Source organism: Burkholderia sp. Bp9016, assembly GCF_003857765.1.
Lineage (GTDB): Bacteria > Pseudomonadota > Gammaproteobacteria > Burkholderiales > Burkholderiaceae > Burkholderia.
The window spans coordinates 479,501-491,833 of sequence record NZ_QTPY01000001.1 but is presented as its reverse complement, the minus strand read 5'-3'; the positions used below and the strand labels follow the sequence as shown (position 1 = coordinate 491,833).

At 58.9% G+C, this 12,333-nt stretch carries 15 protein-coding genes and 1 pseudogene; 7 read left to right on the top strand and 9 right to left on the bottom strand.

All coding sequences use genetic code 11. From position 1 onward, the window contains the following. The 3 genes and pseudogenes from DIE13_RS02425 to DIE13_RS02415 form a co-directional block, all read right to left on the bottom strand. Window positions 1–534 (bottom strand): annotated as a pseudogene (locus DIE13_RS02425) (hypothetical protein); the annotation flags it as partial. Window positions 535–939: 405 nt separating this feature from the next. Further along, window positions 940–2,370, bottom strand: coding sequence for a hypothetical protein (locus DIE13_RS02420; protein ID WP_124825631.1), 1,431 nt, complete (start codon window positions 2,368–2,370; stop codon window positions 940–942). Window positions 2,371–2,432: 62 nt separating this feature from the next. After that, window positions 2,433–2,927 carry a hypothetical protein gene (locus DIE13_RS02415; RefSeq protein ID WP_124825630.1) on the bottom strand — a complete coding sequence of 165 codons (495 nt, stop codon included), beginning with the start codon at window positions 2,925–2,927 and terminating at the stop codon, window positions 2,433–2,435. 1,063 nt (window positions 2,928–3,990) lie between these two features. Here DIE13_RS02415 and DIE13_RS02410 point away from each other — a divergent pair. After that, window positions 3,991–4,431, top strand: coding sequence for a hypothetical protein (locus DIE13_RS02410; protein ID WP_124825629.1), 441 nt, complete (start codon window positions 3,991–3,993; stop codon window positions 4,429–4,431). Between the two features lie 167 nt (window positions 4,432–4,598). Continuing rightward, window positions 4,599–4,835: a hypothetical protein gene (locus DIE13_RS02405; protein ID WP_124825628.1), complete on the top strand. Its 237-nt coding sequence runs from the start codon at window positions 4,599–4,601 to the stop codon at window positions 4,833–4,835. A gap of 143 nt (window positions 4,836–4,978) precedes the next feature. Here DIE13_RS02405 and DIE13_RS02400 read toward each other — a convergent pair whose 3' ends face one another. Beyond that, a complete protein-coding gene (locus tag DIE13_RS02400) occupies window positions 4,979–5,455 on the bottom strand; it encodes a hypothetical protein (protein WP_124825627.1) in 477 nt (158 codons plus the stop codon). Between the two features lie 24 nt (window positions 5,456–5,479). After that, window positions 5,480–6,154 (bottom strand): hypothetical protein, encoded by a 675-nt coding sequence (locus DIE13_RS02395; protein WP_124825626.1) that lies wholly within the window; start codon window positions 6,152–6,154, stop codon window positions 5,480–5,482. Window positions 6,155–6,674: 520 nt separating this feature from the next. Between DIE13_RS02395 and DIE13_RS02390 the strand changes: the two genes are divergently transcribed. The 3 genes from DIE13_RS02390 to DIE13_RS02380 all read left to right on the top strand — a co-directional run bounded on the left by DIE13_RS02390 (window position 6,675) and on the right by DIE13_RS02380 (window position 8,802). Continuing rightward, window positions 6,675–7,409, top strand: a complete 735-nt coding sequence (locus tag DIE13_RS02390) for a hypothetical protein (protein ID WP_124825625.1) — start codon at window positions 6,675–6,677, stop codon at window positions 7,407–7,409. Between the two features lie 10 nt (window positions 7,410–7,419). Next, complete coding sequence (locus tag DIE13_RS02385; RefSeq protein ID WP_124825624.1) at window positions 7,420–7,830, top strand: hypothetical protein; 411 nt, start codon at window positions 7,420–7,422, stop codon at window positions 7,828–7,830. Between the two features lie 240 nt (window positions 7,831–8,070). After that, entirely contained in the window at window positions 8,071–8,802 is a 732-nt protein-coding gene (locus DIE13_RS02380; protein WP_124825623.1) for a hypothetical protein, read from the top strand. Window positions 8,803–8,969: 167 nt separating this feature from the next. Here DIE13_RS02380 and DIE13_RS02375 read toward each other — a convergent pair whose 3' ends face one another. Genes DIE13_RS02375 through DIE13_RS02360 form a run of 4 tightly spaced genes read right to left on the bottom strand, consistent with a single transcriptional unit; the run spans window position 8,970 to window position 10,734 of the window. After that, on the bottom strand, window positions 8,970–9,521 hold the full coding sequence (locus DIE13_RS02375) for a hypothetical protein (RefSeq protein ID WP_124825622.1): 552 nt from the start codon (window positions 9,519–9,521) through the stop codon (window positions 8,970–8,972). Between the two features lie 28 nt (window positions 9,522–9,549). After that, window positions 9,550–10,086: a hypothetical protein gene (locus DIE13_RS02370; RefSeq protein ID WP_124825621.1), complete on the bottom strand. Its 537-nt coding sequence runs from the start codon at window positions 10,084–10,086 to the stop codon at window positions 9,550–9,552. Then, window positions 10,058–10,393 carry a hypothetical protein gene (locus tag DIE13_RS02365; RefSeq protein ID WP_124825620.1) on the bottom strand — a complete coding sequence of 112 codons (336 nt, stop codon included), beginning with the start codon at window positions 10,391–10,393 and terminating at the stop codon, window positions 10,058–10,060. The genes DIE13_RS02370 and DIE13_RS02365 overlap by 29 nt, the downstream gene beginning before the upstream one ends. Continuing rightward, window positions 10,390–10,734 carry a hypothetical protein gene (locus DIE13_RS02360; protein ID WP_124825619.1) on the bottom strand — a complete coding sequence of 115 codons (345 nt, stop codon included), beginning with the start codon at window positions 10,732–10,734 and terminating at the stop codon, window positions 10,390–10,392. Before DIE13_RS02360 ends, DIE13_RS02365 begins: the two co-directional genes overlap by 4 nt. 412 nt (window positions 10,735–11,146) lie before the next feature. On the opposite strand from DIE13_RS02360, the gene DIE13_RS02355 reads away from it, so the two are divergent. Together DIE13_RS02355 and DIE13_RS02350 are read left to right on the top strand one after the other, a co-directional pair. Next, on the top strand, window positions 11,147–11,452 hold the full coding sequence (locus DIE13_RS02355) for a hypothetical protein (RefSeq protein WP_124825618.1): 306 nt from the start codon (window positions 11,147–11,149) through the stop codon (window positions 11,450–11,452). A gap of 123 nt (window positions 11,453–11,575) precedes the next feature. Then, a complete protein-coding gene (locus tag DIE13_RS02350; RefSeq protein ID WP_124825617.1) occupies window positions 11,576–12,331 on the top strand; it encodes a hypothetical protein in 756 nt (251 codons plus the stop codon). Window positions 12,332–12,333: the final 2 nt, after the last annotated feature.

Here is a 12,333-nt window from a genome sequence, read left to right as displayed (position 1 = left end):
CACCGCTCCCGCCACCTCAGTGCGAGGGGCGCGGGCATAGGTGCAGCCACGCTGGAACCCTTCCCATGCGCATTCTCTGTAGTCGTCCATGTTGCTGTTGGCGTCGCTGGACAAATACTTGGCGGGGAAACGCTCTTTCGCCCAAGTTTCGAACACCGCCCGCTTATCCGCCCCATTGCCCGTACCTTCGAGCGGGGCGGAGGGTTCGACGAGCGGATGCCAATGATCCTTGATCGAGTCGCCGTCTAGCACGAGGCCGGGCTCATTGAAGCCATGCGGCTCGGCGGCATACACTCGACGGCCGGGCCAATCCGTGTAATAGGCGAATGGCTTGGCCGGCGCTGCTTCGTGCTGCTCGACAGACGTCACGAGCAACGCGCGAAGCTGCTTTTGCGCGTGCAGCACGCACTTCAGCGCCTCGCCGGTGCTGCTTCCGTCGAATCGCTCGATGGCTTCCTCCATCGCTTCTTCGTTGACGCTCAGGATGTGCAGGTGGTCCGTCAGCGCACCAGTGCGGCTCTTGTCGGCGGTCATTGGTCCCGGCCCTCCATGTCAGCCGCGGTGATGATGTGTTCGCGAACGTTGATTGATCAAAACGTCTGCGGCGCAACGGTCAGCGCGATGGCGGCCGGGTCGTTGTCGACACCCCCGATGCAGCGCCACGTCGCAACCTTCTCGCCAACGCGAGATTCAGCCTTCTGGAAGCCCTTTGCCCCACCGCCAAGACCACTACACATCGTGAAGACTCTGTATTCCCGACGAATCATTCAATCACCCGTTCGTTCGTAGCGCACCGTCCTTGAATCGGCCCGTCGCCTTACCCATCAACCAGCCCCGAAAAAGGCGCTGGCCCGTGCTGGCACCAGCTTTAAGACTTCCGAGGCACTCATGCGCATCCCGTAGGGTGCAAGGAAATACTATTAATCGTTTAATAGTTTGTCAAACATTTTGATGGTGGACACCCCCAGCAAGCAAACTCAGTTGACGAGCCCGCGCTTCAGTTGCGCGGGCACGCAGCGCGGCGGGGAGCACCGCCAGTTCTTCGTCGGTCAGAATTCGAATGCCGGCACGACTGGGATCTGCGCCCGCACCTGCTTGCGATGCAGTTGTCGCGACCTCGCGCGCCCGCCGTTGCAGCTCGCTTTCGCGGCCAGCACGAATTGCGAGGCCCAAGCTGGGCGCGAACGTATTGGTTTGAATTACCGAATTGATCATCCCGCGCGCGTAGGCGACCGTGCTGCGCCGGATCGTGCCGGGTTTAGCGAGTGCGCCGGCCATTTCGTCGAGCACCATCTGTCGAGCAAAGGACGGGCAGTCCCGGATCATGGCCTTCAGTGGCTCAAGTTCGTGCGCGCGCAGCGCGCTCGGGAAGACGAGCGCAGGAACATCTGTCGAGGTGGGGTCTGCACCATGCGCGTTCGCCTGGACCGACCCGGACGTGATCGATGCGGTTGACTGGTCCGCGGAGGGTTCGGGGGTCGACGAATTTTCTTTCTCACCACAACCACGGTTTTCAAAGCCGACTGACCCCACAGCGGCGTTATCCACAGTCGAATCGCTGTGAGCCACAGTGGTTGTTGTTTTTGTATCTGTAACTAATCTCTGTTTACATATTAGAGCACCTGCCGAAAGGGAATTTCCTGGAGATTCCCTTTCGGCATCTGCAATAAAATCAGCCACTTGCAGCGGATTTACTGTAAATGCCCTTTCGGCATCTGGAGCAAAATCAACGACTTGCGCGTCGGCTGCGGCCGTCCCCGCCTGTGGATAACTTTGGGCGACTTCTCCGGTTGCGGAGGGTGCATTTACAGGAGATGCCGTTTGGGCATCTGGAATAAAATCAATGACTTGCGCGAATCCCTCATTTTTCCCAGTCGACGTCGACGACGCAAGCACGCCCTCTCCAGCATCGACGTTTTTCAGCATGTCAGGCGTCACAGGAGCCACGCCTTGCGTCGGCGCCGCACCGCCAGATCCGTCGGGCATTGCCCGACCGCGCGATGCCGGCGCATCGTGCATCAACGTGTCGAGCGCGGTATCCACGAGCGCGTGATTTCGGAAGTACCAGGTCGTCCCTTCGCGCTTGTCGGTGTAGCAAGCGTAGAACTTCCCCTTGAATTCGCCCCCTGCAGCGATCCAGTCGGACTTCGAGTTGTAGCGCACGCCGATGTTGTCGAAGGCGGTCCGGAATTCCTTAACGCTGAAGCCGAGCTCTTCGGCCCAGCTCGTGCCGGGCTTGTACCAGGGGTGCTTGGGAGCGATGTCCTGGAATTTCCAGAACCCTTCGGGATACGTACTGAACCAGTAGTCGAGTTGCTGCATCAACAGGCACGACGTCACTGACTGCGCGAGTGGCATCAATTCCTTCACGTAAGGAATTGTGTTTCGTGTGATTTCGAGTATGCGATTTTTCATTGCGGACGAGGCGCGCCTCAGAGCGAAAGATCCAACTGCACTGGGGCCGGCGGCGGACTTTCCGGCTTAGGTGTGATCGCAGTTGCGCCATAGCGAGCGCGGATCGTATGTGCCATGCGATCCCGTCGCGGGCCGGTGATGGCTAATTGCATGGCGAGATAGGCGACTGACGCCGGAGTGACACGAAAAGGCATTTCGACGACCCTCCCCGGATCCACGCCGACCGATTCGCACAAGCTTCGATCGGGCGGCGCCATAGCCGCGAGCGCGGCGGGCGTGATCAGGTAGTACTGAACACACGTCATTCGACCGTCCGGTCGCATCGCTCCGCGTCGGGGGCCATCCTTCTCGAGTTCGTCGGACTTCAGCAATGCGGATACGGCGTGCGCGATTTGCCCGGTGTCGTAGACACCCTTGAAGGCCACTTCGAGTTCGACGATCGACAAAGGCACTTTGGGCGCGAGCGCGAAATGCTCCGTGATGCCCTTTTGGACGGTTCTTGGGCGTGTCATGACATCCCTCTCACAACGATTTGCGTGAAATGGCCAGGCCGTGGCAGTCGGCTACCGGTCCGTTTTAATTTGCACTGCGAATTGTTGTATTCCGTTCTCGTACGCGTGGGCCGACGCACGCGAAAAAGCGTAAGCGTCGAGGCTTAGGACGAAAAAACGGTCAAACGGTCAGGCGCTGCCTGCGAATGTCTGTCGCGAGAGGGCGGCTCGAAGCGACGCGCGACGCGCGCGTGGCGGAGCCGAATAGCGGTATGGACGAGTGAAATCGTCCGTCTGGCGGAGATGTGTCGGTCGAACGCGCGCAACAACAGCAGCGTTCACCGAACCCGATGGGTGTCGATTGGATCGCATGGCTTCCCTCGAAGCATGTTCATACGACGTCTGGTCCCGCGGCAAGACGGATCCGGACGTTCATTCCACAAATAAAAACCGTAGCGAACGAAGGATAGTTCAGGAGAGGGGGAATTCGCAAGCCGTCTTATCGAAAAATGCAAGGTTGCGGACGGCCGGCGAAAGGAGGATGCCCCATACGACGCTCATCAGCTTGCCGGCAAATGTGCGTCGCTAGCCCATTAACTGGGTCCATCGAGGGGCCGACGGCCGACCCTTTACGGAGACGGTGCGAGGGCACCGTCAGTCAGGGTGTCGAATTTCGGAGAAGTGCTCGCGAACGGAGCACCTCGAAACTGAGAAATCTTCAGGTGCGGACTATATCACAGCGGACACCCTGCGCCGCCGCCGGCGGCGGTCAACAATGCGTCGCTCGCGAGGCACATCGCGATGCGAGAAATACTCAGCCTGCCCCCTATTCTTTGTCAATAAACGGACGGGTTCAATTCGTTTCATCCCCATGGGTCGCTACCGTCAGACGCGATGGAGGCGTGCCATTTCTGCTTTTTTTCCGCATCCGATAGCGTAGCCGGCAGCGCCCAAGCGGGCCCGTCCGGTCAACGTCGACATGTTCCCTGAGATCGACCATTCCACGCGCATGGCGACATCTCCTTTCGCTATGCATTCCACCGCGGCCCGCCGCAATCACTACCTCTACCCCAAGGAGATGACCATGATCGACTTCGCAAAATTGAACGACCCTGAGCACCGCGCCCGCGTTCGTCAAGAGATCGACGAACAACGGGCAAAAGCCGAAGAGCACGAAAAGATGCTGCGTCGCGAGCTCGCTGTCTGCCTCGAGGCACTCGACTACGGCATGCTTCGTGAGGACGAGCGAAGTCTGGTGCGCAACTGCCGGTCGAGACTGAACACCTTCCTTCAACTCTCCGAGAAGCAGGAAATGTGGCTGCTGGACGTCGCCAGGCGCGTCCGTGCAGCCGCGGCCACCAGCATTCTGGCGCTGATCGACCGTCACGCAAACGGCAACAAGCTGGGAGAACACCCGACCTACCCGCGTCGCGAGTGGCCACTTCTCGGCGAACCCGATGTGGATCCGGACGACTACTGGTACTGGGTCTTGCGCCTGGTGAAGCTCTTCGGCAACGAAGAATGACGCTGACATTTCGATACAGGAGAACGACATCTACCAGCTCTATCGCTGCACACGTTGTGGGTGCACCACGAAGAACAGCCACGACGGAGACGGGTGTCACAACTGCGTCGTCGGGACGATGCGCCCGATATCTGGCTGACCACCCGCTCCCGCTACAGGAGAAAGACATGAATCGCACCGAGTATCGCGAAACCCGTCGCATGGTTCGGGAAAACGGTCTGTACGCGTTGAAGTGGATGAACGCCGAAGAGCAGTACGTTGCGCATGCAATCTACTGCCCGCCTGAAGACCCTCTCGCTGTTCGCGTCGACCTCTTCCGCGTGATGGGCTGGAGCGCTCACCTTGCGGCGTCCATCGCGCGCGACATCGCTGAATCTCGTCCGCTCGCCCGGATTCCGTTCTGACCAACCGCTCCCGCCACCGGAGAAAGACCATGACCAGGATTGACGGCGGCACACGCTAATTGACGCCGGCGCCGTGCGCTTTCGACCTACAAACCCTCAACTTCGCCGAAGTCGAGGGTTTTTCTTTTTCCCGCTCGCCGGTGCTAATGCACGGACTCACCAGCTTTCGCCTCCCCACGATCAGCAATCCGCCCTTCCTTCGATTCGGGACGCGCGAAGCGCTCCGAATACACACCCCAATACAACAGTCCCACACCGACCGCCATCATAGCGCCCGCGATTTCCGCTGGAAGATGCGTAAATCCATGAACACGATACATGCGCTCATAAAGGCCGGGCTCGTACATTCCAGGTCTGTTGCCCATTGCGTAACGTACGAAATCGTAGAAGGCATTGCTGCAACTGTCGAATCCCACAAGCCCGAACACCCCGCCAACCAACCCGATTAGCTTGCCAAGTGCGGACGTGTGTTGGCTTTCCACCGTATCGACGTAGAGCCAAATGCAAAATATCGCGAGCGTCATCCAGTACACGACCTGCATCAGGTAGTTTCCGATGTTGTTTAAGAAGAGCATTTCCAACCCCGATAAAATTTCCGGTCTTCTACCGGTTTCAACCACGTCCCCGTTCTTCACACCCGCGCACTATCGCCGGTACCGCGCTTGTTCTCGGCGTCGCGCAATTTTCTGCGTGATCGCCTTCATGCTACCGGCAGGGTCCATCCAGTCGTGAACGAGATGCTTCATTACATCGGGATATCTTCGTTCGATAATCGAAAGCCTCTGGTGAACACGGCGCATCACCCGACTCGTAATCGCGAGCGATTCCCTCACTCCCAACAGCGCTTCCTTTCTCAACTCAAGCAACCCCTCCATCTCATTCAAAAGCCTTGCAGTTACTCTGTCGTTCTCGAATGCCTTGCCACCCTTTATCTTCGAGCGGACCCGCAATTCCGAGAACCCTCGCTGCGGCGACAGCTCGCGCGCCATCATCGGTTTATCCGTCGCAGGAATCATCTCCCCGGTCTTCGATCTCTTATGTGTGTGCGACCATTTGGTCATCCACGGCCGTCGCTGCATCACCTTCTTCGCAGGCTTCCGGAAGAATCGGACCGACAACTTCCCGTCGATGTTCGGCTGAGACTTATGCAGCCCCACGTTATACCGACGAATCACTTCATCGATCGCAGCTATCCCACTCACCATTTCTTCCGCTGCACTGAGTAACTTCGTCTCCAAATCAGTTTCACGTTCGGGCCGTTCGTAGTCGCTCTCCAAATTGCGGGCAATCCGCTCCTTGATGTCGCTCTTCGTTGCCATGCCGACTCCACGGTCATTTCAGTGAGCCCGCAGTATCGAGGGCATCCCACAAAAAGCAGAAACGCTTCCCCACTCTTAGAGACGCCACGGAACTAGCCCGGCGGGCCCCGCGGGAGCGGGGACCGCCGGGCGGGCGGTGCGGCACGACCGCGATTCGTTCGGGCTGCGGGCCTGGTCGGCAGCACCCCGCATCGTTAGCAAGGCGAGCTGCGAGCCGGCCGGCGCCGAAGGCGACGGCCGGCGAAGCCCCACCTGCGTCGCTTTTCTGGGTGCGACCCCTATTTCAAGCGGGCGGAACGCGTCTCGATCACAGTTTTCGACATCGTTTTTGGAAGCAATATGCTTCTGCATTTTTTGGGGCTGTAGCGGTAGTGAGAGGACGAATTTCTATTAAAGAAGATCTGAGGTTGCCGAGGAATTTCTACAAAGGATTTCTGCATTTCGGTCTCCCCTGCGAAAATTTTTGTAGCACCAGACTTTGTAGAAATTTTTCTTTAACTTCAGGCGAACGAGGCCACGCATGAACCTCGCACTCGGCATCCATTTCGGGCCCAGAATCGCCCTGGTGGCCGCCACTCTTCAGCAGCCCACCGAGCGGCATCAACGCGTCGTGGCACCCCTTTTACGCAAGGATCCGCACCATGCGTCGGACGCACCCACGCCTCGCACGACAGGTGAAGCGATTACCAAGGCCGTTCAGTCCGTATGCGAAAAGCTCAGTGATCGGCCTCAATCAATCACTCTGGTTCTGAATGACGGCGTCAATCCCGACTGGGGTATCGCGGCGATCGACCAATATTTATCGGAACTACGCACCGCGCTGTCACAACATATTCCCAGCGCCGTTAATCGCGTCGAGATCCGCCCGCAACCGGTCATTCACGGCGCGCTCCAGAACTTGGTTTTCCTCCCCACTGGGACGGTGAATACTGCCGTCGATTTCGACACCCAGACCTGGGCGATTGCGGCAATCGGCGCAACCTCGTCTGATTATCTTGTTGTAGACAAGGGCGCCCTCACGAAGCGGCGGGCTGTTGGTGGCCACACTTCTGCCGAGAAAATTGCCACCGAAATCCACTCCTCGGTTACCCACCCCGAGAAACTGAACGGAGCTTTTATCGTCGCAGATCCGTCACTCGAGACAGCGATACGCCATGTGCTGCCCCGGGTGATTCTTCCACAAGCACCTGAGTGGGCCGTTGCCGAGGGGTTTTGCAGGTACGCCCTCTTTTGTGCAGCCCGACAATCAACCTGACGAGATCAACATGGCACGCGCGCCTCGTGATTGGAAAGACGTCCGTCTATTCAATTTGCAGATCAACTATGACGCCGATCCCGACGTCGCAACGTTCGTCTACAAATACAAGGACGGCTCTTTATCGAAGCTCATCAAAATGTTGATTCGCCAGCACATGACCACGACCGGGGACCCTGCTGTAAGTCTCGAGTTCTGTCGACGCACACGGACAAATGCCCTCCTTGATTCGATCCACAGGGATGATGGTTTAGACCTCGCCGGTTCCGACAACGAGTCGAGTTTCGACGTTGCGCAGGCGTATCACGAGGGCAAAATCGTCAATAAGCCTGCCGAGGGAAATGAACCTGCCGAGGTGCGTCGTCCGACTTCCTATTCCGGTCCGAACGCAAAACTGATACGGGAATTTGATTCGATCTGAAGGCGCGCGAAGCCCAGGAATTTCCGCATGCGGGAAAGTCGATTGCCATTCAACGAGCAAATTCCCTGCCGAGGAATGTCGAGTGACAGAACTGCTACAGGCGCCCTGGTTCGGAATAGTCGGCCGAGGAGATTCCGCGAGCACCCAAAGAGATACAGCACGTCTGAGAATTTTCTGTCCGGCCGAGTTCACGCGCCGAATTCGCTCGACGCGATCCACTCAAATTTTCAGGAGTACGGTATGAGCATTTCAGACAGCAGAAGCCTGTCGTTTTCGGGATACCTCCAGGTCTCGAATCAATCCGATCGGTTGGCGTTCGATTTTTCGGTCGCCGTCGATGCGACTAACGACGAGCGCGATGCGGCAGCGTTCCGGTCTTTGATGAAAGCAGCCGAGGACGCGGGCGCGGATCTGGATTACTTCATGGTTGACGGTCGGGAAATGCTATCGATCGAAGCGTCGGACGGGAAGCGTGCGACCGCTCGCGCCTGCAACCTTATTTTGAAAAACGCCGAGGAAATCAGAAGAAAGAGAGCCGCACCTCATCCCGACATCGATCCGTATAGACGCGGAAACGAGTGGATATTATTTCGACTCGACAGCTACCGGGATGCGCTGATAGCGCAGCTTGGCCTCAACCCGGGCGACCCCGACTACACAGCCATCGCCCAGTCTCATAGCGAGGCGCTGAGCGTCCTGTCTGGACGGCCGGACACGTTCTCTGAGTTCTATTATGTTTCGATGATCATCGAATACGACAACCGCGATACCGAGCAGTGTTTCGGCGCATTCGATCGGACCGGGCGATTTATCAAGCTGGTAGGAACCGCGCCGTCATTTTCGGCAGACCATGAGGGGCGGAACGCCGTGGTCAACATGCGTCTCGTGTTCAACGGACGGGAATTCCCTTGGCCACTGCGTGACCTGTCGCCCGGCCTTCTCGCCGCATTGAGGACTGGCGTCGGCGGCTGACCGAAACGTCGGTCAGCTGCGGCGTACTGGAATGTGATGGTGGACGCGAGTGTACGGATGCTCAACGCCCCGGCCAGGCCGGCCGCCTTTGTGCGCGACGACCGTCACGCTCATTCGAGAAAAGCGCCTGCGTTCAGCTGTCGGCGGTCCGATAAGGCGACACTGCGTTACGACATGGATTGCGGGTTTTCTTCCGTCACCGATGAACCGTTGTCGGTGGTTGCCCCGTATAGCCGATCCCGGGCCTCGACATACTTCCCGTACTCTCCGAGAGCGTCGCTGTGAATCCACGCCTCCGTTCTAAATCCCTGTAGGACGAAAAGGTCAAATCGCGTGAACTCGCGGCCCATGGTGAGGACCTGATTCCGATACCGCTCGATCTCCCGCTGTCCCGGCTGCTCGCGGTCTTCCAAGATGCTGTTCAACTCGCCGATCTCTTTATCGCCGACTTCCCAGGCAAGCGTCCATCGATCGATGTTGAAGATTGCGATCATGGTTCCCAGCATTCCCCACCCGATGGCTAGGAGGAACGAGGTGGCTAGGGCGGGCGAGCGATCTTGCAGCGGAGTCGCGCAGAGAACTACGAACCAGCCCAACCCTCCCAACGTTAAAGCGGCGACGATCAGAAGGATCAACCGCCAGGCACATTGACGCGCCACGATAGCGGCACGGCTCGGAGCATCGCGAAGCGATGGTACAACAGGCACTTTGGGCTTCATGGGTCTTCCTTTCTAGAATGGTTATCGATCACGAGATCGCGGGTCCGTCGACCGCGCATTCGAACCCCGCATCTCGCAGCGCAGCGGTCGCAGCCACGAGCTGTGTCGGATCGTCGAATTGCGTCGGGACTACGCGTAGCGGGCCGAGCGGAACTTGCTCGATCCCTTCGAACCCGCGGCGGTACGGTCGGTCCGTCGCGGTAAGCACAGTGTTGTCGCTCAACACCAGAACCAGCGTGCCGGACGCCGCGTTTGTCGCGGTCGCCCGCTGGCCGCTGTACTCGTGACCGCCCTGTTCGAGCAGCTCGACCGTGAAGCTCGTGTCGAACATGACGCCGCGCCGTTCATCCCACGGTCGATCGACAATCCCGACCTCCGGGACAACGAAGCCACTCGCCTTGAGCTGGCCCGCGATGTCCGACCAGCCGAAGCGCGACGTAGCGTCCGCTACCGCATTGATGACGCGGCGAAGCTCCATTTCCGGATCGGGCACCGCTCCGTCCGCGAGGACATACCGAACGTTGTTTGGATCGCCGTCAATCGTCGGCAGAATCAGGAGTTTCATTGTCGTTCCCGCATGCATTCTGGTTCATCTCGAAAAGCTGCCGCGCGGCCTTCGCCTGCGTCAGCATGAAAGATCCCCGCACGGCGTTCGGGTACTCGCGGATCCGGCCATGCGGGTCCCGAACCTTGCGCCCATTTGCGGTGATCGCACGTACTCGGAGCGTTCCTAGGCCTCGCCAGACGAAAATTCCGTCCGCACAAAGCTCCTTGAGGATGTGATCCCGCACGTCGTCAAGAAGAGCGTCCGCCGTCGCTACGGGGATGCGATATTTGCGAGCGAGCTCGCGGCCGAAGATGTGCTTCTTCATACGGCGTCTCCATGCAGGTCGGCCCCGACGGACGAACCATCAACGATGCGGAGCTGCGCGTCGAAACTCCCCCGTTGGTAGGCCTGCATAGACGCTCGCCAGGGATCCTGCTCCTGGCTGAGATCAAGTTGCACCTCGGCACGCTCATCGCTCGGATAGAACATGCCCGAATGTTTGAGTTCGCCTTCGTCAACCTGCATCAGCTGGCCGCAGCGCGACAGCAAGTACCAGAGCGGCCCGTCCTCGGCTTCTACGCGATAGGTCGCAAGGCAACGGGTGTCCTCGGCGACCTCCCCGACCTCGCAGGCGGTATACAGCACCATCCCGATCGTGCATTCCATGTCGTTCTCACCCACAGACTGTTGTTATGTCCCGCGCACGTACACTAGGCGTGGCGGCTCCGTGGGCAGGATCTTCCAATGGAACTGAGTTTTCCGGAAACGATTCGAACATCGCGTTGATCGGGTCGATTGCACCCGCTGGCCGAGTTTGCTCGAGACGGCACCGGCGGCCGGTGTCCGCGAGACCCACGTCGACCAGGTCGATGAGATAGCGGCTCGCAACCTCACCGGGATCGATCTCCTCGATCCGTTTGCCCGGACGTACAGCCATTTCTGCTGAATTCACCTGCATGCCAAAATGCGCCGCGGTTGCGGGTGGTCTGGCACGGCTCAGGCCCAATGCGGTCCCAACTCGATGGCGCCCGACAGTAGCCGTCGTCTTCCGATCGACTCTCGAGGAACAAACCCATTCATGAGCTCGCATACCCACCGATCGTCACATAGGGGCCGCGCCGTGCGCATCCAGGCCGGTTGGGATCGTCCGTTGCAGCAGTACTACCTGATCGTCGAGATCCTCAATCCGGCCGAGGCTGATGCGGAAGAGGACGGATACCTGTATTCGAACCTCTCCGATCAAGGCGCCTGGGGATGCCGAGACTTTTCGTACTTCGAAAGGAAGTTGACGGAACTGGGGCTGATCGTTCCTTCGGCGCTGCTCGATGGTGTCCGCGCCGATTGCGCCAACAATGTCTCGAACCGAAACGTGACCTATCCGTAAAAGCCCCACAAGTAACCGAAGGTTCGCTGCCATTCCACAGAGCCTCCTGCATCTCCATGGGCTACGTCTTTGTAAATGAACCCGGTCCTCCGCGTTCGCACTCACTACCCTAGGAGATCCCCTTTGGAGCATGCGTTCTACACCCCGCACGACCTGGCTGAGCGCAATGTCGACCCAGGGACACCGTTCTATCGGCTTGTGGTCTACAGCGGCCTCTCAATCTGCAAACAGTGCAACCTCGCCGAGGCGACGCTAACCACGGAATGCCCTGGCCACCATGTAAGAGATCGAACTGCCAGGCTCATCAATGCTGGTCGGATCGATTTCGAGGATGGGGTTTGGAAACAGCAAGCGCCGTGGCTCGTTGATCGGCTAAGAGCGATGCCTTCGTTAAGCGGCGGTCGCCCACCTACTGGCCGGGCCGGTGAGAAGGCATGCCGATATGCCTCTCCACGCGATTCCGCATTTGACCCAACCACCCTCGGCACGCACCGCGACTGCCCGACGAACCTGCGCCTCGTCCTTCGCTTCCTGAAGCTCTCGGTTGAACGCCGCGAGCTTCTGGCGAGCATCGATCCCCTTAACAAACATCCCGAGGGCGCCACCGGCGAGCGCCGCGATCCCCGACACGACTGCCGTGCCCGTGTTCCAGATTGGCGAAAAATCCATGGTGCGCCTGCGGTCGAAGTGGATGAAAGCCGCCCCTCGCGGGGCGGGCCAAGATTGAACAACCTGCAGCGTGACCGTATCGGAGACCGGCACGGTGCGCCACAGGGACGCTGGTCGCGATCGTTCTCGTGGGCTTTTTACGCCTACTTCTTGAGCAACAGATCGCCGCAAAGCTTTTGTGCGTGGCATACGCCGGAACTTATCGCGTAGTG